Source organism: Methylobacterium sp. 1973, from assembly GCF_040545035.1.
Classification (GTDB): Bacteria; Pseudomonadota; Alphaproteobacteria; order Rhizobiales; family Beijerinckiaceae; genus Methylobacterium; species Methylobacterium fujisawaense.
The window spans coordinates 213,318-235,099 of record NZ_JBEPLA010000009.1 but is presented as its reverse complement, the minus strand read 5'-3'; the positions used below and the strand labels follow the sequence as shown (position 1 = coordinate 235,099).

Genomic DNA, 21,782 nt, shown 5'->3' with positions numbered 1-21,782 from the left:
GATCTGCTCTTCGCTGAACCGGCTCTTCTTCATCGTCCGTCTCCTGATCGACGGACTCTAGCTTCAGAATGAGGGCAGACCAGGGGGCAAGGTCATCGCGTTGCCTTATGGTGGGATGTAGCTTCGAGGAAGCCTACGCGATCACCGGCCGGAGCCTGGAGGATCAAACTGCCAGATTCGCCTCGTTGTAGAGGGCACTCCTGCCAGTCGGCACATAGCTCGAACGCACGGCGAAGTGGACTACCTCCAGCCAAGCAAGTCCAGTCCCGAATGCGGCTTGTCAGTGCTCGGCGTACTCCGCCGCAACGAGCCTGCGCAGGCCCGTCTCGAGATCGATGCGCGGTTGCCAGCCGGTCCGGCCGAGGAACCGCGTCGAGTCGAGCATCTTGTAGGCCGCGCCCTGGAAGGAGCCGGGCGGGCTCACCAGGGGGACGGACCAGTCGAGGGCGGCCAGCGCCGCCCGCGCCACCGCCTCGACGGTGACGGGCGTGTTGGCGGCGCAGTTGAGGATCTCGTTGTTGAACGCCCGGTCGGCCGCGAGGATCGCGTCGATCTGGTCGTCGACGTGCAGCACCTCGCGGACGGTCTGCGGATTGCCCCAGACCTCGAAGGCCTGCGCGTCCGCGGCCTTCTCCCGCACGGCGCGGTCGAGGAGGGCGCCGACGAAGTGGCTGCGGTCGGAGGCCGTGTTGTCGTGCGGACCGTACAGGGTCGCCAGCACGCAGTGCAGGAAGCTCAATCCGTACTGGTGCGCGTAGGCCGCCGAGCCCGTCGCCAGGACCTGCTTGGCGAGCCCGTAGCCGATCACGGAGGGATGGGTCGGTCCCTGTCCGAAGCGCGCCTCGGGGAGGGGCTCGGCCGATTCCGGATAGGTGCAGGACGAGCCCGTGGAGACGAGCTTGGCCTGCGGCTGGTACAGGCGCCACGCCTCAAGGACGTTCAGGTGGATCCGGGTGTTGATCGCCAGGAGCTCGCCCTGGATGTCGTACTGAATCGCGCCGGTCCGCTGGCGGGTCACCACGTGGAAGATCCGGCCGGCCGGGGCGGCGTCGCGCAACGCCCGCTCGACATTGGCCCAGTCGGACAGGTCGCCCGCCGCGCGGCCGATCTCGACGACCTCGCGGCCCTCGGCCCGGAGCCGCGGCACGAGGTTGCGCCCGAGGAAGCCGTCCGCCCCGATGACGATGTCGCGCTCAGGCCCCGGCATGGCGGTACTCCTGGCGATACTCCTGGCGATACCACGCGATCGTCGGCCGCAGCCCGTCCGCAAGCCCCGTGAAGGTCGAGATCCCGAAGCGCTCGCGCAGCCGCTGGTTGGTCGAACGGCGGGCGAGGACGCCGTGGGTCGTCGTGTCGGAGGCGTGGACGGGCCGGTCCTCTCCCGCCACCTCCAGGATGGTGCGGGCGAGGTCGAGCAGGGTCGTGGTCTCGCCGCGGCAGAGGTTGAGCGCGTCGCTCGTCTCCCGGATCGCGAGCGACCGAGCGAACACGTCGACGACGTCGCCGACGTAGATGAAGTCGCGCTCGACCAGCGGGTTGCCCTTGATCGTGAAGCGCTCGCCCGGGGCCAGCGCGCGCATCACGAAGGCCGGCAGGACATGCGCCTTGCGCGGATCCGTCGAGTCGTGGGGACCGTAGGGGTTGCTCAGGCGGAAGCTGATCGTGTGGATCCCGTAGCGCTCGGCGTGCAGGTCGGCGACCAGCTCGGACCAGCGCTTCGACCACGCGTAGAAGGCCTCGTTCGGATTGGGCGGCGCGTTGAGGTCGACCGGCCGCGCGTCGTCGAGGGGATCGCAGGCTGCCGGGTAGACCGCGACGCTCGAAGCCGCGCGCACCTCGCGGATGCCCTTCGTCAGGCAGAACCGGTAGAGGCGGTTGGCGATCTCGGCATTGCCGGTGAGCAGGTCGCTCTGCGCCGTCTCGAACTTGTCGGCGTCGTAGCGCTGCGCGGCGACGTTGACGACGATCGTGTCGGCGGGGACCGACAGCACCTCGAGGGCGTCGAAGCGCGCGGCCTCGGTCGCCCCCGGGACCGCCTGGCCGGAGGGGCTGACCGCGATCAGCCGCGACACGCGGCCGGCGAGATGCGCGACGAGGTTGCGGCCGACGAACCCGGTCGCACCGACGACGAGGACGGCCTCGGGCAAGGGGGCTGGGGGGAGGGCGGCCACGCTCAGGCTGCCGGCAGGTCGGCGGCGGTGATCACCTTGAGGTCCGGCACCGGAACGATGAAGGCGCCGCCGTTCTCGAGGTAGCGGCGCTCGCGCGCCAGGAACTCGTCGATGAAGTTCCAGGCGAGCACCAGATAGGCGTCGGGCGCGGGCACGCTGCCCTCCTCGACGATCGGGATGCGGGCGCCGGGGATCAGGCGGCCGAACTTCAGCGGGTTCTTCTCGGCCGCATACTGGACCAGCCGCGGGCCGATGCCGAAGGCGTTGAGCAGCGTCGCGCCCTTGGCCGGGGCGCCGTAGGCGTGGACCGTCTTCCCCTCGGCGTTCATGCGCTCCAGCAGGTCGAGCAACGCCGCCTGCAGGCGCCGGACGTTCTCGGCGAAGCCGACATAGGTCTCGAACGTGCCGTAGCCGCGGGCCTCCTCGTCGGCGCGCATGCGCTTGACCGCGTCGCTGACCGGGTGGGCGCCGGGGAAGCCGACATGCGCCTCGAGGGAGCCGCCGTGGACCGGGACGACGCTGACGTCGAAGACCTCCAGGCCGTGGCGCGCGAACAGCTGCTCCAGGGAGCGGAGCGTGTAATAGCACAGGTGCTCGTGGTAGATCTGATCGAAGGCGGTGTTCTCGATCATGCCGCCCAGGTAGATCGCCTGCACGACGAAGACGCCGTCCGGCTTGAGCAGCGTGACGATGCCTTTCACGACACTGTGCAGTTCCTCCAGGTGGAAGAAGACGCCGGCGGCGGTGATCAGGCTCGCCGGCCCGTCCTGCGCGCGGACGATCTCGGCGGTCTCTTCGTTGAAGAAGCGGTTCAGTGTCGGCACGCCCGCGGCGCGAGCCAGTTCCACGACGTTGGCGGCGGGCTCGACGCCGCAGCGGCGCAGGCCGAAGGGCTCGTACTGCCGCAGCCACGTGCCGTCGTTGCTGCCGATATCGACGACGAGGTCCTGCGGCCCGAGGCCGTACCGCTCCACGAGCCGGGCCGCCGTCTGGCGGAAATGCTCCACCAGCGTCTTCGTCGTGCCAGAGACGTAGGGGTAGTCGCTGAACATGCTCTCCTTCGGGATCGTGTGATCGATCTGGACGAGCGTGCAGTCGTGGCAGAAGCCGGCGCGCAGGGGGAAATGCGGCTCGCGCCGGTCGGCGAGGTCCGGCGGGATCAGGCGGTTGCAGTGCGGCTGATCGGTCAGGTCGAGGAACAGCTCGACATCGCGTCCATCGCAGACGCGGCATGCCATGGCGAGTTTCGTTCCCGTCATCGTACGACCTATGACATCCGCGGCGCGAGACTCTACGTGCCCGAGACGCTTACCGGCTGAGCTGGAGGGGCGCAACGATCGCTCCGGCCCGGATCGACGGCAGGGCAGGACCACTGGATTCGACCCGATCCATACCGCCCGCACCCTCGCGCTGTTCAGCGCATCTCTGCCAAAAACACTACCAATATCTTCGATTTGGAAACAATCATGCCCGAAACCGCGTGGACGATACGCAAGTCGCACTACATTATGAAGGATCGATGGCTCGGACTCCGTGCCGACGACTGCGTGACACCTTCGGCCCACGTCCTCGATCCCTATTACGTGCTCGAGACCGCGGACATCGCCCTCGTGCTGGGCATCGACGCGGCCGATCACGTCATCCTCGTACGCCAATACCGGCACGCCTATGGGAGCCCGAGCCTGGAGCTTCCGGGCGGGGCCATCGACCCCGGCGACACGGATATCCTCGCGGCCGCCGAGCGCGAGATGCGCGAGGAAACCGGCTACACCTTTGCCGATGCCGAACGCGTGGTCACCCTCAACGCGGATCCGGCCCGCTACGCCAACCGCATGCATCTCGTCCGCGCGCGCGTGATCGCGGCCGGGCCGGCGCGTCCGGATCCCGGCGAAGACATCGCGGTGATGCGCGTGCCGCGGGCCGAGGCTCTGCGGCTCGCCCAGTCGGGCTCCATCGTCGGAGCCGTGCATGCCGCCATGATCCTGATCGGTCTGTCCGGCCGCGGATGAGGGGCGTCACCGGATTGTGGATCGAGCGATCGAACCGCTGACAAGGCCCGCGCGTTCCGCCAATACGATTAATCGCAGGTTAAAGAGCGGATTGAAGCGTGCCCGAGTACGACATCAAGATCGTCGCTCCGCGAGATCGGAAGGCCGCGGACGCCGAGCGCGAGACGCCGCCCAAGCGCCGGCTCGACTGGGACCGCGCCATGCGTGAGGCGGCCGAGGCGGAGCTCTCGATCCAGTCCCACGACTGAACCCGCCGCGCGGCGACGCGCGCCCTGGTCCCCCACACGTGTTGCCGCTTCCTAGCCCGTCAGCGCGGCCTCGCGCAGGAAGGCGAGCAGGTCGTCCGACCGGAAGTGATGCACGGCGAGCCCCGCCGCCCGGCCGGCGGCGAGATCGGTTTGCTGATCGCCGATCAGGAAGCTGCGCGCGCGGTCGATGTCCCAGTGGTCCATCAGGTCGAGGATCATGCCGGGTTCGGGCTTCCGCCAGCCGTGGACCGCCCTGTAGGCCTCCACCGTCCCGTCCGGATGATAGGGGCAGTACCGGAGATCATCGATATGCGCGCCCGCCGCGCGCAGGTCGTCCCGCATCCAGGCCGTCAGACGGGCGACATCGGCCTCGGTGTAGAAGCCGCGGGCGACCCCCGCTTGGTTCGTGACGACGAACACGAAGAAGCCGGCGTCGTTCAGCGCGCGGACCGCATCACGCGCGCCCTCCATCCAGTGGAACCGGTCCACGGAACCGACATAGCCGTGGTCGTGATTGAGGACCCCGTCCCGGTCGAGGAAGGCGGCCGGTCTCGTCCGGCGGGCCGGGATCTCCACCTGAGCGCGGTCGTAGCTCTCGGGCACGCCGATATCGAGAAAGTAACCGTCGTAGGCCTCGCCCACGACGCGGCCCTCGGCGACCAAAGCGGGCAGGACGTCCCGTTCCAGCGAGCAGGCCGGCGGGAAGCCCTTCAAGGCGTCGCGGCGCACCAGATAGACGCCGGCATTGACGAGACCGGGGCCCGGCTCGGGCGGCCGCTCGAGGAAGGCGGTGATCCGCACGCCGTCGAGGAGCGCGACGCCGTAGCGTGCCGCGTCCGGCACCCGGCGGAGCGACAGGACCATCGCCGCCTCCGGATGACGCGCCGCCAGGGCGGGCAGGGCCAGCAGGTTGACGTCGAACCACGAGTCGCCGTTCAGCAGGAGGAAGGTCTCGTCCGCCTCGGGGAGGGCGTGCACGACGGCGCCGCCGGTCCCAGCCTGCTCCGGCTCGATCGAGACCCGCAGCGTCATGCCGAAGCGTCGCGCGACTGGGTTGTCGGCGGCGTAGGCGCGGATCTTCTCGCTGTGGAACGAGGCCAGCAGCACGATGTCGGTGAAGCCGTGGCGGCCGAGCTCGAACAGCAGGACGTCCAGGAACGGCTCGCCCGCCACGGGCAGCAGCGGCTTGGGCATCGCCGACGTCAGCGCGCCCAGGCGGGTGCCGAATCCGCCGCACAGGATCATGGCCTGCCGGATGGGGCTGCCGGCGCCTCTCGGTCTCTCGGTCACGGGCCGCCCTTCACGCCGCCGTCCCGCGGGGGAACAGGCTTTCCTCGACGAGGCCGCACACGATGTGCGCGGCGGTGATGTGGACCTGCTGGATCAGGGGCGTCGCGTCCGACGGCGCATGCAGGCACAGATCCGCCCGCTCCGGCATCGCTCCGCCCGTCGCGCCCGTGAACGCGACGACCCGCACGCCCAGCGCCCGCGCCGCATCCATCGCCTTCAGCACGCTCGGCGAGCGCCCGGAGGTGGAGAGGGCGAGCAGGACGTCGCCCGGCCGCCCGAGGGCGAGCACCTGCCGCGCGAACACGTGCTCGTACCCGTAATCGTTGCCGATCGCGGTGATCACCGAGGTGTCCGTGGTCAGCGCCAGGGCGGCGGCGGGTGCCCGATCGTAATTGAGCCGCGAGACGAACTCGCCCGCGATGTGCTGCGCGTCGCCGGCGCTCCCGCCATTGCCGATCGTCAGGAGCTTGCCGCCGCCGCGCAGGGATGCGGTCACCACGTCGGCGATCTCGGCGAGGGTCGCCTGGAAGCGGGAATCGTCGAGGGCCGCCTGGAAGGTGTCGCGGGTCTGCGTGAGGAAATCGACGATCGCGCTCATGAGCACCTCGGTCCGTGACCGCGCCGGCCGACCTGTCGGGCCGTCCGGCGGGGTGATCGCTGCTGGGCTGGAGCCGTCCGGATCAGACGTTGGCGAACCGCGAATTGCGGATCATCCGGAAGCCCTTGATCAGCTCCTTGATCCCCCGGTCGAGGTCGAAGTCGGGGAACCAGCCGGTCGCCTCCAGCTTCGCATTGGACACGATGTAGTCGCGCTTGTCCGGATCCTCACCGATCGGGGCCTCGACATAGACGAAATTCGGCACATGCGCCTTGATGCGCGCGCAGAGTTCCAGCTTCGACAGGTTGGCGCTCGACAGGCCGAGATTGTACGCCTCACCGCGCATCCGGTCGTAATTGTCGATCGCGTGGATGAAGCCTTTGGCCACGTCGCGGATGTGGATGTAGTTGCGCTTGAAGTGGCCCTCGAAGACCAGGAGCGCCCGGTCGGTCACGGCCCGGTGGGTGAAATCGTTGACGAGGAGGTCGAGGCGCATGCGCGGCGCCATGCCGAACACCGTCGCGAGCCGCAGGCTGACGCCGCGCCCGCTGTCGAGCACGGCCGTCTCGGCCTCGACCTTGGTGGTGCCGTAGAGCGAGATCGGCCGCAGGGGCGATTCCTCGGTGCAGAACTTGCCGGCCTCGCCGACGCCGTAGCCCGAATTGGTCGTCGGGTAGACGATCCTCTGCTCGCCGCCCGCGCGCTGGACCAGGGCGATCACGGCGTCGCGGTTCAGGGTCGTGGCGCCGATCGCGTCCTCCTTGCACAGGGGTGCGCCGACCAGGGCCGCGAGGGGGATGAGCACGTCGTGCTTCGGGATCAGGTCGTCGAGGATGCGCGTATCGCGGGCGTCGCCCTTGATCGGCTCGAACGTATCGTACTGGCAGGCCGAGGACAGGTCCGGCCCTCCGGACTTGAACGTGTCGAGAACCGTGACGTGATGCCCGCGCTCCAGGAGCATCGGCACCAGGATCGTCCCGATATAGCCGGCGCCGCCGGTGATCAGAATTCGCATCGTTGCCTCTCGTCGCGATGAGCCGTCGGGCCGCCTGCGGCCGGGCTGGAATGATGGGCGGGCGCCGCTCAGCGGGTCTGGCGATAGATCAGGGTCGACCCGTCGACATCGATGCCGATCGGAACGACGGATAGCGGCGCCACCCGTTCGGTCAGAGCCGGAAGCCGGTCCGGATCGATGAGGGCGAGGAAGAAGCCGCCCCCGCCCGCGCCGCACAGCTTCGCCCCGTAGGCCCCCGACGCGATGATCGCCTCGAACAGATCGTCGAGCACCGCATTCGAGACCTCACGCGACAGGGTCCGCTTGATGCGCCACGAGGCGGAGAGCATCTCGCCGAGCTGCGTGAGCCAGCCGCTCGTCCCCGCCTCCAGCAGCGAGACGCATTCCTCCACGAGGCGGTATAGTTCGGATAATTCCTTGTCGATCGCGCGCGCGCGCGTCACGGCGATCTGGGCGGCGACCGTGGTCGTCGCGCGCCGCGCGATGCCTGTATGGACCAGCACCATCGACGCGTTGAGCTGCTGTGTGGCCGCAGAACTCATCTGAACGGGGGATATGCGGATCGCGGAACCGCTGAAATCGAACCGGTTGATCCCACCGAAGGCGGCATGGAGCTGGTCCTGCACGCCGACATTCTCGCGCAGGATCTCGCGTTCGACTTCAATGGCCTTCTTCGACAACTCGATTTTTGTCGGCTTCTGGTTCAGAATTGTATAGATTGTCCGAAGAAACCCGACGGTGAAGGCCGACGAGGATCCGAGTCCGCTGCCTGCCGCAGGCAAATCGGATATGATGCTTATGTCGAGCCGACGATTGACATCGAAATGCTTGAGGACTTCCCGGACGACCGGGTGCTCTATGTCCTCGACATTGTTACAATGCTCGATCCGGGAATAGCTCAGTCTATAATTGTAATCCTGGCAACCAATCAAATCGAGCGCAGCGATGATAATGTATTTGTCAATCGCCGTCCCGACGACCGCACCGGGCGCGCGCTCAAAATATTCAGGATAATCAGTGCCGCCACCGAAAAGGCTGATTCGAAGTGGCGTCCGAGTGACCGTCAGCATCTAGGCATTCCAGATCTTGCATGCGCGTCGTTGTTTTGAACATTGAAAACACGGTCCGACCGGATCAATCGAGCGCACTGCAACACGCACACGCAAGAAACAGTGCCATGGCGCCTTTGGCAGGAGCAACGGCAAGGGCTCTTCCTCAAGCGCGACACGTCAAATGTCCTTTTCGGTCTATTTATCGACAATCCTTCAGATCGAACGGGCGAAGATTTTCATATGGCTTTGAACCCGGGATCCCAAGAGAACCGGATTTCGTCCTGCGCGGGCCGATGCCGAACAGCTTCGTCCCGGGCGCTCTCTCGCGGAACGATGCGGGACCAGCCCATCCCGAAGCCGACCGCGCACGCCCCCGATCGCAGCGGCGAAGGCGCCCGACCGGACATCCTCGGCCCGCCGGAGAGCGCCCCTGCGGCGTTCGCGCCAACGCGTTACGCCGTTGCAGATCGCGCGCCCCAGCTGCGAAGACCCCGTGGACACACGTCTCCGGCCGCCGAGCACTGTCCCGGCCGTCACGATCCCGTCGGCTGTCGTCGATCGTCCCGCCGGCCCTGTGCCGGCGCCGCGCCCTGCGGGAGGGATCGATATACGCATCCCATCGGACGACCGGTGATCCTGGCCCATATATCCCGACTGCGACCGCAGTTTCGAAGCGGTCGTTCCTGTGAATGCAGCTTCCGAAATCAGGGTTAAAGGTTCGTAAACGATCGTTCGGGCCCAGGATGAGGATCCGCGCATCCGTGTGCATCGGTTCGCGTCCTGCGGCCTTCGGGCGGCCCTGGGCCCGTGCTGGATATCGATCCCGGGACCCGGAGCGGTCGGCGCCGTACGACGCGCCACCGATCGGTCCGTCGGTTCGACGGCCTCCCGGCACGGCAACGGACAGCCCCGCGCCGGACACGAAGTCTGCACGGCTGCCGGGTTCCCTCTGCGAGCCGTCTGCCGCCATCGGTCGGCCCGGCCTCCGGCAGCGCCTGAACGGCCTCGCTGAAACCGCGGCGCGCCATCACGCAGGGCTCGCGGCGGCGTCCGTGCCGCGAGCACCGGGGCGGGTTCACCGGCTCAGGCGGCCCGCACGCCGGGCCCATCCCGCCCATGCGCCTGATCCATGATCTCGCCGATCCGCTCGCCGACGGCGACGGCGATCTCGACCGAGGCCGCCCCTTCCGAACCCTGCCGGCAGATCCGGGTGAGGACATCGGTCACGCGCTGCTCCATGACCCCGAGGATCGCCGCGGCCGCCTGCGGCTGCGCGCCGCGCAGCACGGCGGCGAGGTCGCAATAGGCGTCCTGAAGAAGTCGGAGCGTGAGCCGCTCGACCGCTTGTTCATCCTCCGCCGACAAGGCTTGCATCAGACCCCACTCCCGACAGCGCCCCCAGCCTTGCCCCGACATCTTAACAAGCCGTGAAGGACGCCGCGGGACCGCAAGATTCGGCTAACCCTGCCGCAGGGCCGGGGGAGGTCCACTTACGCACGGCGCGGATTCCGGGCGGCCGAGGCGCCTCGGCGCGATCCGCGGCCGGGCGGAGGGAACTTGGCGGGCCCTCGGCGGGTCGACCCCGCAAGATCCGTCAGCGCGAGAGCCTCCCCATGCGCCTCCTCATCATCACGAGCCTCTGTCTGGCCGCCATCGCCGCGACACCGGCATCGGCCCAGGTTCAGCAGACCAATCCCAACGCCGCCAACCGATCCATGGAAACCGGCGGCCAGCTGCGCGCGCTGCGGCAGGAGCAGACGACCCAGAGCAACACGCTGCGGATGAACATCCAGCGCAACCAGGCCGCGACGCCCGCCCCGAATACCGGACCGAACGCGATCGGCCCGACCGGCGGCACGGGCGTGATCGGCCGCTAGGACCGGGACGGTGCTGGCCGGAACCGGTCCACGCTCCCTACACGTCCGGCAGGCGCCGCCCCTTCACGACCACCCGCGGCCACCGGTCCAGCCCGATCGGCATCAGCACGGCGATCCCGGGCGGCACCGCGGCGTCGCCGAGCAGGCTTTCGAGGGAGACCCGGCAGGCTTCCTCGAGCTCGCCCCGCGTGCGTGCGCCGGACGTCTTGATGTCGGCGATCAGGAGCGCCGCGATCTCGTGGGCAAAGGCGTCGCCGTCCAACATGCCGGGCTCCTGTTCTACGCGTGATCCCGTAGAGCCTCTCGCACAACGCCCGGAGCGCGGTTGCGGTCGGAGGCGAAGCCGCCGGCGCCCGAGAGTCTTGTGGGAAACCCTTAGCCGTCTCGGGCCCCCGCGAGCAGCCGGACAGAATTACGTATCCCCATAACGATTGCGGATGGTGTCACCGTCCGGTCCCGGGCGGCCATCCCCCGCGAGACGACCGTGCCGGCCCCCTACCCATAAAGGAGAGATAGTCCGCCCCGGACGGCCCGTGCCACGTCGGACCGGCAGATCGCGGCTCAGAAGCCGCTTGCCGATCGGCGGCGCGCTCCTGGGCTCGCGTGACGGGGACCAGGGTCCGGGTGCCGTGGGGACGCAGCCCGCGATGGCGCCAGAGGGATCGAGGACCGGACCGATGATCATCGTCGACGAGCGCTCCGGCCCCTTGAGCCCTGGCGCCGCCCCCGCCCGCATGCGCGCGTCCGCGGAGAGCTCGCCCGCCGGACGCCGCGGCGCCGGGCGACTGGCGATCCTGGTGTCGGCGGGGACGATCCTGTTTCTGATCCCGGCCCTCTGGAACGGCCACCCGTTCCTGTTCCCCGACAGCGAGCACTACTTCATCATCGGCCGGAGCATCCTCAGCGGTCTCGCCCGGCTCGGCGGCTCGGCGGCGGCGGCCGGCAGCGGCGGCGCCGTCATGGCCGATCCGGCCGCGAGTTCGGATGCGGCGGGCGGCCTTGCCGCGATCGCGGGCGGGCGCTCCCCGGTCTATGCGCTGCTGCTCTACGTCCTGTCCGCCCTGGTGAGCGTGTGGTGGATCATCGTCCTCCAATCCGTCCTCGTCTCCTGGCTGACCGTGACATTCCTCGATCTCGTCTGGGAGCGGCCCCGGCCCGGTGCGGTCCTGGCCGGTCTGGCGGCCTTGGCGCTGCTCACCTCCGCCGGGGCGTTCAGCGGCTTCCTGATGCCCGACGTCTTCGCGGCGACCTTCGTCCTGGCGGCCCTGCTGCTCGTCTTCGACACAGCGGCGTCCCGCGGAAAAACTCTCGCCTATGCGGGCGTTGTCGCCCTCAGCCTGGTGATGCATGCCACGATCGTCCTGCTGGCCGGATCCGCGCTCGTCCTGATCGCGCTGTGCCGGCTCGTCCCGTTCGCAGACCGACATGTCCGCAGGGCGTCGCTGCTCTGGATCGGCGGCGCGCTGATCCTGGGGCTCGCCTTCAATGCGGCCTATCTCCGGCTCGCGGAACGCGTCTCCGGGCATCCGGTCGGAACGCCGCCCTACCTGATGGCGCGCGTCATCGCCGATGGGCCGGGGCGTCTGCTCCTCACCGAGACCTGCACGCCGTCCGATCGCCCCTTCGCGGCCTGCGCCTTCGCAGGCCGGCACTTCGTCGACCACAATGACTTTCTCTGGGGCAGCGGGAGCCCCGGTCCCAACTTCAGCACCGCGCCCGCCGCCCTGCGCACGGCGCTCGGCGCCGAGGAGGGGCGCTTCGTCCGCGCGGCAATCCTGCATCATCCGATCGCGCAGGCGGCGGCCTCGACGCGCAACGCCCTGCGGCAGCTCGTCAGCGTGGACATGACCGAGTTCGTGATCGGGACGCATCTCCTCGTCGACGATGCCGAGTTCAGGACGGCCGCGATCCTGAAGACGATCCCCAAGCTCGACCGGTGCCTCGCGCAACCCGGCGTGTGCCCGCCGGAGGCCGCGCTCGTCCCGACCCTGCAGGGTGCCTTCGGCGTCAACCTCCTGTCCTGCTTGGCCGCGATGGCCGTCACCGCGCTCTACTGGGCACTGCGGCCCCGGCTCGGGGCCGACACCCGGGCGCGTCTGGATCGCCTCATGCTGATCGGGACCGGGATCTGCCTCCTGCTGCTCGTCAACGCGGTGGCCTGCGGCGCTCTGTCCGGACCGCATGACCGCTACCAAGCGCGCCTGGCGTGGCTCAGCGCGCTGTTCATGGTGGCGCTCGCGGTCCATGCGGGCGGGCCGGGCGAGCCGCAGCCGGCGCGCAAGCCGGTGTGACGGGCGCTGCGCGCGCCGAGCCGACCCGTCCGCGGCGGGACGGACGGCATGCGCCGGCGGAGACGCGAAGCGGCCGCCTCCGGGCGATGCACGGCGGCGGTCCCCCCGCGGTCGGGCATTCAGGCGCGGATCGCGCCGCCCGGACCTTCAGACGATCTCGCCGGGCAACGAACGGGCCCGTCCCGAGGCTGAACCGGCTCCAGCGCCTTCCGGCAGCCGAAGCCGACAGTGCGGATTGGTCCAGCACGGCCGGACCGAGAGGCCGGCTCCGTCCAGGGAGCGATCCGGACACGGCCGTCCGCTACGGCCGGACCCGTCCCGATATCGCGGCGCGGCCTGCGGATCGGAGGCTGGCCTGGGCAGCCGCGCCGCCCCGCTATCGAAGCTCGGGGGCGGACGACACGTCGACCCGGGAGCCGACCCGGGAGAAGACGAGGAGGCGCGCGCCCGCATAGTTCAGGACGAGGGCGACCGCGGAGGCCAGGGCCAGGGCGGCGAGGGGGGCGGAGAACGGCTCGGGAAGCCGGAGGATCGCCAGAGCGAAAACCAGCATGTTGCAGGCGAAGCCGAAGGCCTGCACCAGCAGGTAGCCGGCCAGGGCGCTCAGGACCGGGCGCCCCCGCAGATCGGCGAAGCTGAGGCTCCTGTTGAGCAGGAACGTGACCAGCACCGCCACCGTGAAGGACACCGCCCGGGCGGCGAAGGGCCCGCAGCCGAAGCCGTGGATGCAGAGCGCCATCAGCCCGGCATCGGTGACGAATCCGATCCCGCCGACGAGGCAGAAGCGCGCGAAGCGCTCCGCCTCGCTGCGGGGTGCCCGGGCCTCAGCGGACATCGAGCTGCCGGGCCACCGAGAGGTAGAGCAGGCGCTTCAGCTCCTGACGGGTGCGGGTCGTCAGGTCGAGGACGATCCCGGTGAAGAAGGTCAGCACGCTGAGGATCACGATGCCGAGGCTCAGGACCGCCGTCGGCAGGCGCGGCACGAGGCCGGTCTCGACGAAGGTGACGATGACGGGCGCGACCAGCACGAGTGCGGCGAGCAGCAGCGCCACGCTGAGCGCGCCGAAGAACTGGAGCGGCCGCTCGTCCTTCATCAGGCGCAGGATCAGGTACAGGATGCGCGCACCGTCCCGGTAGGTGCGCAGCTTGCTGACCGATCCCGCCGGCCGCTCCTGATAGGCCGTCGTGACCTCGGCGGCGGGCATGCGCAGCTCCAGCGCGTGGACCACGAGTTCGGTCTCGGTCTCGAAGCCGCTGGACATCGCCGGGAACGACTTCACGAAGCGGCGCGACATGACCTTGTAGCCCGAGAGCATGTCCCGGAACTCGCGCCCGAACACGCCCTGGACGAGGCCGGTGAGGACGCGGTTCCCGAGGCGGTGGCCCGGCCGGTAGGCCTGCTGCGAGACCTCCGCGCGGGCGCCGTTGACGAAGTCGAGGTCGTCCTTGAGCACCCGTCCGACCAGGAACGGTGCCGCCGCGGCGTCGTAGGTGCCATCCCCGTCGACCAGGATGTAGATGTCGGCCTCGACGTCGCCGAACATCCGCCGGACGACGTTGCCCTTGCCCTGGCGCGGCTCGATCCGGACGATCGCGCCCGCGGCTCGGGCGACCTCGGCGGTCCCGTCGGTGGAGTTGTTGTCGTAGACGTAGATCTGCGCCGTCGGGAGGGCCGCGCGGAAATCGCCGACGACCTGCGCGATCGTCAGGCTCTCGTTGTAGCACGGGACCAGAACGGCCAGGCGGGGCGGGCGCGCGGTTTCGGCGACGAGGCCAAGGACGGACATGGCGGGGCTCCGCGGCCTCTGCCTGAGGCCTGCCGCCACCGTGCGGGCCGTCCGGATCGACCACAATCGGCCGCGCTCCGGAGCCGGACCGCGCTTTCGACGTAGCGGCGCCGGCCGAAGGAGGGCGGGCTACGTCCTTCGGCGGAGACGGCCGCGCGGGCTCACGCCTCGGCCCGCGCCCGCTTCCGCGCCTCCGGGACGGCGGCGGGCGCCGCGCGGCCGGGTCCGCCGAAGGGCAGGCGCAGGCCCGCGACCACCGGATAGACCGCCGGCAGCACCACGAGGGTGAGCAGCGTCGCGGAGATCAGGCCGCCGATCACCACGGTGGCGAGCGGCCGCTGCACCTCCGCGCCCGCGCTCGTCGAGAGCGCCATCGGCAGGAAGCCGAGCGCGGCGACCAGGGCGGTCATCATCACCGGCCGCAGCCGCATCTCGGCGGCGCGCGTCGCGGCCTCCTTGGCGCCGAGGCCGGTGGCCTCGAGGTCCCGGATGTAGCTCGTGAGCACCACGCCGTTCAGGACCGCGATGCCGAAGGTCGCGATGAAGCCGATCGCCGCCGAGATCGAGAACGGCATCCCGCGCAGGGTCAGCGCCAGGATGCCGCCGGTGGCCGCCATCGGCACGTTGAGGAAGATCAGGCCGGCGATGCGGATATCGGCGAACATCACCACCAGCAGGATCAGGATCGCGGCGAGCGCCGCCGGCACCACCACGGTCAGCCGGCCGGTCGCCTCCTGCAGGTTCTGGAACTGGCCGCTCCAGACCAGGGCGTAGCGCGGCGGCAGCGTGACCTGCTGCGCCACGGCGGCCTGGGCGGCCGCGACGAAGCTCTGCACGTCGCGGCCCCGGACGTTCGCCTGAACGGAGATCCGCCGCTGCAGCCGCTCCCGGCTGATCTGCGCCGGTCCCGTCGCGACCTCCACGCTGGCGACCATCGCCAGCGGCACCATCATCCGGCTGCCGGCCTCTCGACCCGCCTCCTGGCCGGAGCGGCCGACCGGCAGGGCACGGATGCGCTCGATGTCGCCGCGGTCGGCGGGATCCAGGCGCACCACGATGTCGGTGATCGAGTTGTCGTCCCCGTAGACCATGCCGGCGGTGCGGCCGCCGATGCTCTCGACGACGTCGAGCACGTCGGACACGGTGATGCCGTAACGGGCGGCCCGGGCCCGGTCGACCTGGATCGAGAGCGCCGGCATGCCGGCCTGCGCCTCGGCCTTCACGTCCGCGGCGCCCTCGACCCCCGACACCGTCCGCACGATGGCATCGGCCGTGTCCTTCAGGACCTTGAGGTCGTCGCCGTACAGGCTGATCGCGACGTCGCCGCGCACGCCCTCCAGCAGGTCGTCCATGCGCATCTGGATCGGCTGCGAGAAGCTGTAGGCGACACCGGGCACCTCCTCCTTCAGCCGCGTGTCGAAGGCGGCCACGAGGCCGTCCTGCGTCGCGGCGGTGGTCCAGGTGGCGGGGTCGGCGAGGGTGATGAAGCTGTCGGTCGATTCGACGCCCATCGGGTCGGTGGGGATCTCGGCGCTGCCGGTGAGGGAGACCACCCGCTTCACCTCGGGGAAGGATTTCAGGACCCGCTCGATCCGGCCGACCGTGGCCAGCGACGCGTCGAGGGCGATGCCCGGCAGCTTCTCCGAGGTGACGACGATCGCGCCCTCCGACAGCTTCGGCAGGAACTCGCCGCCGAGGCGCGTGGCCAGCACGCAGGAGCCGGCGAAGAGCGCGAGCGCCACCCCGACGGTCAGGACCACGTGCCGCTCGGCGCCGCGCAGCAGCGGCCTGTAGGCGGCGCGCATCCCCCGGACGAGGCGCGTCTCGCGCTCGCCGACGCCGCGACCGGCGAGGAAGAGGGCGGCCAGGGCCGGCATCAGCGTGAGGGTGACGACCAGAGCGCCGGCGAGCGCGAGGATCACGGTCAGCGCCATCGGCACGAACATCTTGCCGGCCACGCCCTGCAGCGCGAGGATCGGCACGTAGACGAGGATGATGATCGCCACCGCGAAGATCACCGGCCGCGCCACGGCGGCGGTGGCGTCCCGCACCACCTCGGTGGCCGGCCGGTCCGGATGCTCCCCACGCGCGCGCAACACGTTCTCGATCATCACCACGGCGCCGTCGACGATCAGACCGAAATCGATGGCGCCGAGACTCATCAGGTTGCCCGACAGGCCGAGCAGGCGCATGCCGGCGAACGCCATCAGCATCGCGAGCGGGATCGCGACGGCGACGATCAGGCCGGCCCGCAGGTTGCCCAGCAGCAGCAGCAGGACCACGATCACCAGCACCGCCCCCTCAAGGAGGTTGTGCGCGACCGTATGGATCGTGCGATCCACGAGGGCGCTGCGGTCGTAATAGGGGACGATCGCCACCCCGGGCGGCAGTTGCGGGCGCAGGTCGTCGATGGTCTTCTTGACCCGCTCGACCACCGCGCTGGCATTCTCGCCGTAGCGCATGAGGGCGATGCCCACGACCGTCTCGCCCGCGGCGTCGTGGGTGACGGCGCCGAGCCGGACCTTGGGCGCCTCCTGCACGGTTCCGAGCGTCGCCAGCGTGACCGGGACGCCGCCGGGGCCGGTCGCCACCACGACGTCGGCGATGTCCTGCGGGCCCTTGGCGAGGCCGAGGCCGCGGATCACCTCCTGCTGATCGTTGTGCTCCAGATAGGCGCCGCCGCGCGCGGCATTGTTGTCGGCGAGCGCCGTGTAGACCTGGGCGAGGGTGACCCCGTAACGGCGCAGGGCATCGGCGGAGATGCGGGCCTCGTAGGTCGGCATCTGGCCGCCGTAGATGTTCACATCGGCGATGCCCGGCGTCAGCTTGAGCTTCGGGGCGATCGTCCATTGCAGGATGCGCTTGAGCTGCATCGGCGTGTAGGCCGGCGCGCGCAGCTCGAACTGGTAGATCTCGCCCAGGCCCGTCGCCATCGGGCCCATCTGCGGGTCTCCGACGCCGGCCGGCATCAGGCTCTTGGCCTGCGGCAGGCGCTGGAACACCTCGGCCCGGGCCTCGGTCACCGATACGGATTCGTCGAAGGTCGCGTAGACCGCCGAGACCCCGGCCCGGGACGTGGAGCGCACATTGGCGAGGCCCGGCGCGCCCGCCATGGCATTCTCCACCGGGAAGGTGACGAGACGCTCGACCTCCAGGGGGCCGAGCCCCGGCGACAGGGTCAGGACCATCACCTGCCGGGGCGAGATGTCCGGCACCGCGTCGATGGAGAGGCCCTCGAGGTTGGCGATCCCGCCCGCGGCGGCCGCGAGCGCCACCACCAGGACCAGGAACCGGCGGCGCACCATCAGGGCGAACCAGGTCTTCATCGCGGTGCTCAATCCGTGGAGCCGAGCAGGCTGCGCATGAGGATCGCCTTGAGGCCGAAGCTGCCCGCCGTCGCGACGCTCTCTCCGGCCGCGACGCCGCGTGTCACCTCGACCCAGTCCGCCCGCTGGATCCCGAGGGTCAGGACGCGCCGTTCGAAGCGGTCGGGGGCGACGCGCACGAAGGCGATCGGGCCCGCCTCGGTCTGCTGGATCGCGGCGGCCGGGACGGTGACGCCCGACCGGCCGAGATCGGCGGCCACCGTGACCGACACGAACATGTTGGCGCGCAGCAGGTCCTCCGGATTGTCGAGTTCGAGCCGCGCGGGCGCGGTGTTGGTCGCCGGATCGAGGGCGGCGTTGACGGAGCGCACCCGGCCCTCGAAGGGCGGCTGGCCGGGGATCGGGCTGTCCACCGTGGCCGCGTCCCCGGCCTTCACCCGGGTGATGTCGGGACCGTAGAGATTGGCCAGCACGACGACGCGGGCCGGATCGGCCACCGTGAACGCGTCGCGGGCGGTGTCGACGACCTCGCCGAGGGTCACGCCGACCTGCGTCACGACCCCGGCGATCGGGGTGACGACCGCGCTGGTGCCGGGCGCGGCGCCCTCCGCGGGGGCGAGGCGCTGATACTGCGCCCGGTACATGTCGGCATTGGCCTGGGCGGACTGGACCGCCGCGCGCGCCTTGGCGAGATCGACCTGCCGCCGCTCGACCTCGGCCTGGGCGACGCCGCCGAACTTGAGCTGCTCCTGGCCGCGCTTGAGCTGTATCTCCGCGGCCCGCTCGGAGGCCTGCGCCTCGCCCAGGGTCGCCTGGGCGGCCTGGAGGCCGTTGCGCGCGTCCAGGATCCCGGCGGCGTCGAGGGTCGCCAGGGTCTGGCCGGCCGCGACACGGTCGCCGGGCTGGACCGCGAGGCTCAGGACCCGCCCCTGCGTGCGCGGCTTCAGATGCGTCACGCGCCGCTCGTCGAAGGCGACGGTGCCGGGGGCGCGCACCGGCAGGACGATCCGGCGCGTCTCGGCCGTCCCGAAGGCGAGGCCGGACCGCTTCTGGCCGGCCGCGTCGAGGGTGACGAAGTCCGATTGTGCCGACGCGTCCTCCGTCTTCGCGGCGGACGAGGCCGTCGCCGAGGCGTCGTCACCGGTTTGGGCAGGCCCCAAGCCGAGCCGGTCGCGCAGCGCGTCGCGCGAGATCCAGCCGGCGCCCAGGAGCGCGGCGAGGATCAGGACGAGCCAAGCCAGGCGTGCGCCGCCGCGCCGGGCCTTCCCGGGCCGGACCTCCGGAGCGGCCGCCGCGGTCGGCCCCACATCCGGATGCGGCGCCTGCGCGTCGGTCTCGGCCTCCCGCGCGGCATCGGAGGCGTCCATGGTCAGCGCCATCCGATCCACCGCAGGCCTCCCCATCGCCCGGCGCCGAGCGCCGCAGCCGACTCGACCGGCCGCCTCACGCGTCGAGGCCCGGCTTGAGCACGTCCTCGGTCACGAAGCGCCCGGTCTCGACCTCACGGACCACGACCTCGTAGCCCGCGCTGCGCAGATCCTTGAGGTGATCGAGGGTGACGTAGGCCCGGGCCTCGACATCGTACAGGCGGCTCGCCGCGTAGCGGTTGATCAGGCGCCGCGGGCGCCGCTTCCTAGGCATGCACCGACGTCCACGGATCGGGCGCGAAGCGGCGGGACGGGCAGGGAAGGCGAGACCAAGTCCGCATCGAGGGAATCCGGAAGCGCACCGTCCGGCGGCCGAGGGGCGGGCGGGTACGGGCTAGAGTCATTCCAATAAAGAGGGCCAACGCGATGCGGTGCCATTAAATTCGGGTTCATGCGGACGGTCGCGGGGCGATTTGCGCCGCGAAGTCCGGCACAAGGGTCCGGGACCGGGAAACAGCCGCGCCTGCGCCGGGGCGTGGAACCGGGGCGGGGGCCGCGCGTGGCGAAGCTGCTGCTGATCGAGGATGATGCGGAGACGGCCGGGGACGTGCTCGACGACCTGCGCGGGCGCGGCCACGAGGTCGTCTGGACCGCGACCGGTCCGGACGGAGCCCGGGCGGCCCGGGATGGCGGCTGGGGCGCGATCATCCTCGACCGGATGCTCCCCGGCCGGGACGGCCTGAGCGTCCTCCAGGATCTGCGCCGCGACGGGGATCGGACGCCGGCGCTGGTCCTGAGCGCCCTGGGCGACGTCGACGAGCGGATCCGGGGCCTGCGCGCCGGCGGGGACGACTACCTCGCCAAGCCCTTCGCGCTGGCCGAACTCGCCGCACGCATCGAGGCGCTGCTGCGGCGGCCGGTCGACAGCCGCGAGACCGTCCTGCACGTGGGCAACCTCGCGATCGACCTGATCGCCGGCACGGGCCGGCGCGGCGCCCGCGACCTGGAGTTGCTGCCGCGCGAACTCAAGCTCCTGGCGTATCTCATGCGCCGCCCCGGCCAGATCGTGACCCGGGCGATGCTGTTCGAGGAGGTCTGGAACTACCGGTTCACGCCCAAGTCCAACCTGATCGACGTCCATGTCGGGCGCCTGCGCCGGAAGCTGGAGGCGGGAGGAGAGCCGCCCCTGATCCACAGCGTGCGCGGCACCGGCTTCACGCTGACGCCCGATGGTTGATCGGCTCCGCTCGGCGGACCTGTTCCGCTCCACCGCGATCCGCTGGGCGCTCGGCATCGCCCTGTGGTCGCTCCTGCTCGCCCTGGCGATGTTCGCCTTCGTCTACTGGCAGACGGCCGACTACCTGCGGGAGGAACTCGCCGAAACGCTCCGGCTGGAGGTCCGGGCGGCCGCGGCCGACCCTGGCGTCGCGGCGACCCGGGTCGATACGTGGATCGCGATGGATGTCCACGCCACGCATTACGGCGGCCTGTTCGCGCCGGACGGGACGCGCCGGGCCGGCAATCTCGGGGCGTTGCCGGCCCGTCTGGCGCGCGACGGCGACGCGTACCGGGTGAGCGCGACGGTCGATCTCGCCGGTCGCAGCCTCCAGGACGAGATCTGGGCGGCCGCGCTGGCGCTCGCCGACGGCAGCACCGTGGTGATCGCCCACGACACCGACGAGATCGACCGCGTGAAGGCCACGATCCTGCGCGCCCTCGGCCTCGGGCTGGTGCCGACGCTGGCGCTCTCGGCCCTGGGCGGCCTGCTGCTCACGAGCCGCGCGCGCCGCCGCCTGGCCGCCACCGAGGCCGCCGTGGCCGAGGTGATGCGCGGCGACCTGGGCAAGCGCCTGCCGGTCGGCCCGGGCGACGACGAGTTCGACCGGCTGACCCGGACCGTGAACCGGATGCTCGACGAGATCGAGCACCTCATGGGCGAGGTCCGCAGCGTCGGCGACGCCGTCGCCCACGACCTGCGCACGCCGCTCACCCGCCTGCGCGCCCGGCTCGAGCGCACCCGGTCCCAGGCCCGGACCGTCGCGGAGTTCCACGAGGCGATCGACCAGGGGCTCGTGTGGATCGACCAGACGCTCGCCATGGTCACCGCCGTCCTGCGGATCGGCGAGATGGAGGACGGGCGGCGGCGCGGCGCGTTCACGCGGGTCGATCTCGGCGAGGTGGCGGCCGTGGCGGTCGAGTTCCACGCGCCGCTCGCCGAGGAGAAGGACATCGACCTCGCGCTCGCGGCGCCGGACGGGCCGCACCCCGTCCACGGCGACCGCGACCTGTGCTTCGAGGCCCTCTCTAATCTCCTCGACAACGCCCTGAAATTCACGCCGCCCGGCGGCCGCGTCGCGGTGGGATTGCAGCGGACCGAGGCCGCGATCGTCGTGACCGTCGCCGATACCGGCCCGGGGCTGCCACCGGGGGAGCGCAGCCAGGTGTTCCACCGCTTCTATCGCGCGGAGGCGGCGCGCCAGACGCCCGGCCACGGCCTGGGCCTGAGCCTCGTGGCGGCGATCGCCGACCTGCACGGCGCCCCCGTGGCGATCCGCGACGCGGCGGGCGGCGGCTGCCATGTCGAGCTGCGCTTCCCGCACGCCGAGGCGGAGGCCGGCCCTCGGACGGCCCGGTCAGCGCCATCCATCACAAGTGGACCGTCATCCCCATAATTCGCCCGTGATGGCTCGGCCGCTCGGGTGCGAAAGCCGCGGTTAAGGCGCGCCATGTCAGTACCCGGCAACGAAACGA

At 70.6% G+C, this 21,782-nt stretch carries 20 protein-coding genes; 6 read left to right on the top strand and 14 right to left on the bottom strand.

Annotated features, from left to right (window positions below; all coding sequences use genetic code 11):
- Positions 1–280 precede the first annotated feature (280 nt).
- Genes ABIC70_RS18960 through ABIC70_RS18950 form a run of 3 tightly spaced genes read right to left on the bottom strand, consistent with a single transcriptional unit; the run spans position 281 to position 3,430 of the window.
- Complete coding sequence (locus tag ABIC70_RS18960) at positions 281–1,207, bottom strand: NAD-dependent epimerase/dehydratase family protein (RefSeq protein ID WP_354440573.1); 927 nt, start codon at positions 1,205–1,207, stop codon at positions 281–283.
- Positions 1,194–2,171 carry an NAD-dependent epimerase/dehydratase family protein gene (locus ABIC70_RS18955; protein ID WP_354440571.1) on the bottom strand — a complete coding sequence of 326 codons (978 nt, stop codon included), beginning with the start codon at positions 2,169–2,171 and terminating at the stop codon, positions 1,194–1,196. The genes ABIC70_RS18960 and ABIC70_RS18955 overlap by 14 nt, the downstream gene beginning before the upstream one ends.
- A 2-nt stretch (positions 2,172–2,173) precedes the next feature.
- Positions 2,174–3,430: a class I SAM-dependent methyltransferase gene (locus ABIC70_RS18950; protein WP_236952883.1), complete on the bottom strand. Its 1,257-nt coding sequence runs from the start codon at positions 3,428–3,430 to the stop codon at positions 2,174–2,176.
- Positions 3,431–3,637: 207 nt separating this feature from the next.
- On the opposite strand from ABIC70_RS18950, the gene ABIC70_RS18945 reads away from it, so the two are divergent.
- Positions 3,638–4,180, top strand: coding sequence for an NUDIX hydrolase (locus ABIC70_RS18945; protein WP_075379900.1), 543 nt, complete (start codon positions 3,638–3,640; stop codon positions 4,178–4,180).
- A 98-nt stretch (positions 4,181–4,278) separates the two neighbouring features.
- Entirely contained in the window at positions 4,279–4,428 is a 150-nt protein-coding gene (locus ABIC70_RS18940; RefSeq protein ID WP_164706398.1) for a hypothetical protein, read from the top strand.
- Between the two features lie 51 nt (positions 4,429–4,479).
- On the opposite strand, the gene ABIC70_RS18935 is transcribed toward ABIC70_RS18940, so the two are convergent.
- The 5 genes from ABIC70_RS18935 to ABIC70_RS18915 form a co-directional block, all read right to left on the bottom strand.
- On the bottom strand, positions 4,480–5,718 hold the full coding sequence (locus ABIC70_RS18935; protein ID WP_236952884.1) for an HAD-IIIA family hydrolase: 1,239 nt from the start codon (positions 5,716–5,718) through the stop codon (positions 4,480–4,482).
- A gap of 10 nt (positions 5,719–5,728) precedes the next feature.
- A complete protein-coding gene (locus ABIC70_RS18930) occupies positions 5,729–6,316 on the bottom strand; it encodes a D-sedoheptulose 7-phosphate isomerase (protein ID WP_075379902.1) in 588 nt (195 codons plus the stop codon).
- Positions 6,317–6,398: 82 nt separating this feature from the next.
- A complete protein-coding gene (locus ABIC70_RS18925) occupies positions 6,399–7,331 on the bottom strand; it encodes an NAD-dependent epimerase/dehydratase family protein (protein ID WP_043756300.1) in 933 nt (310 codons plus the stop codon).
- Between the two features lie 68 nt (positions 7,332–7,399).
- Positions 7,400–8,401: a GHMP family kinase ATP-binding protein gene (locus tag ABIC70_RS18920; protein WP_179698458.1), complete on the bottom strand. Its 1,002-nt coding sequence runs from the start codon at positions 8,399–8,401 to the stop codon at positions 7,400–7,402.
- A gap of 1,065 nt (positions 8,402–9,466) precedes the next feature.
- Positions 9,467–9,757: a hypothetical protein gene (locus ABIC70_RS18915; RefSeq protein ID WP_043349792.1), complete on the bottom strand. Its 291-nt coding sequence runs from the start codon at positions 9,755–9,757 to the stop codon at positions 9,467–9,469.
- Between the two features lie 239 nt (positions 9,758–9,996).
- Here ABIC70_RS18915 and ABIC70_RS18910 point away from each other — a divergent pair, with 239 nt between their 5' ends.
- A complete protein-coding gene (locus ABIC70_RS18910; protein WP_354440567.1) occupies positions 9,997–10,260 on the top strand; it encodes a hypothetical protein in 264 nt (87 codons plus the stop codon).
- Positions 10,261–10,297: 37 nt separating this feature from the next.
- Here the strand turns inward: ABIC70_RS18910 and ABIC70_RS18905 are convergent, their stop codons facing one another.
- Entirely contained in the window at positions 10,298–10,525 is a 228-nt protein-coding gene (locus tag ABIC70_RS18905; RefSeq protein WP_043349788.1) for a hypothetical protein, read from the bottom strand.
- A 412-nt stretch (positions 10,526–10,937) separates the two neighbouring features.
- Here ABIC70_RS18905 and ABIC70_RS18900 point away from each other — a divergent pair, with 412 nt between their 5' ends.
- A complete protein-coding gene (locus tag ABIC70_RS18900) occupies positions 10,938–12,551 on the top strand; it encodes a hypothetical protein (protein WP_354440564.1) in 1,614 nt (537 codons plus the stop codon).
- 376 nt (positions 12,552–12,927) lie between these two features.
- Here ABIC70_RS18900 and ABIC70_RS18895 read toward each other — a convergent pair whose 3' ends face one another.
- From ABIC70_RS18895 to ABIC70_RS18875, 5 genes are all read right to left on the bottom strand, one after another.
- Positions 12,928–13,386, bottom strand: coding sequence for a GtrA family protein (locus ABIC70_RS18895; RefSeq protein ID WP_354440562.1), 459 nt, complete (start codon positions 13,384–13,386; stop codon positions 12,928–12,930).
- Positions 13,376–14,338 (bottom strand): glycosyltransferase, encoded by a 963-nt coding sequence (locus ABIC70_RS18890; protein WP_043349781.1) that lies wholly within the window; start codon positions 14,336–14,338, stop codon positions 13,376–13,378. The genes ABIC70_RS18895 and ABIC70_RS18890 overlap by 11 nt, the downstream gene beginning before the upstream one ends.
- Before the next feature lie 161 nt (positions 14,339–14,499).
- Positions 14,500–17,664, bottom strand: a complete 3,165-nt coding sequence (locus ABIC70_RS18885; RefSeq protein WP_354440560.1) for an efflux RND transporter permease subunit — start codon at positions 17,662–17,664, stop codon at positions 14,500–14,502.
- A gap of 8 nt (positions 17,665–17,672) precedes the next feature.
- Positions 17,673–19,031 (bottom strand): efflux RND transporter periplasmic adaptor subunit, encoded by a 1,359-nt coding sequence (locus ABIC70_RS18880; protein ID WP_354440558.1) that lies wholly within the window; start codon positions 19,029–19,031, stop codon positions 17,673–17,675.
- A 76-nt stretch (positions 19,032–19,107) separates the two neighbouring features.
- Positions 19,108–19,305 (bottom strand): polyhydroxyalkanoate synthesis regulator DNA-binding domain-containing protein, encoded by a 198-nt coding sequence (locus tag ABIC70_RS18875; RefSeq protein WP_043386535.1) that lies wholly within the window; start codon positions 19,303–19,305, stop codon positions 19,108–19,110.
- Between the two features lie 285 nt (positions 19,306–19,590).
- On the opposite strand from ABIC70_RS18875, the gene ABIC70_RS18870 reads away from it, so the two are divergent.
- Both ABIC70_RS18870 and ABIC70_RS18865 read left to right on the top strand, forming a co-directional pair.
- Complete coding sequence (locus tag ABIC70_RS18870) at positions 19,591–20,268, top strand: response regulator transcription factor (RefSeq protein ID WP_043386537.1); 678 nt, start codon at positions 19,591–19,593, stop codon at positions 20,266–20,268.
- A complete protein-coding gene (locus ABIC70_RS18865; RefSeq protein ID WP_051044747.1) occupies positions 20,261–21,703 on the top strand; it encodes a HAMP domain-containing sensor histidine kinase in 1,443 nt (480 codons plus the stop codon). Before ABIC70_RS18870 ends, ABIC70_RS18865 begins: the two co-directional genes overlap by 8 nt.
- Positions 21,704–21,782 lie beyond the last annotated feature (79 nt).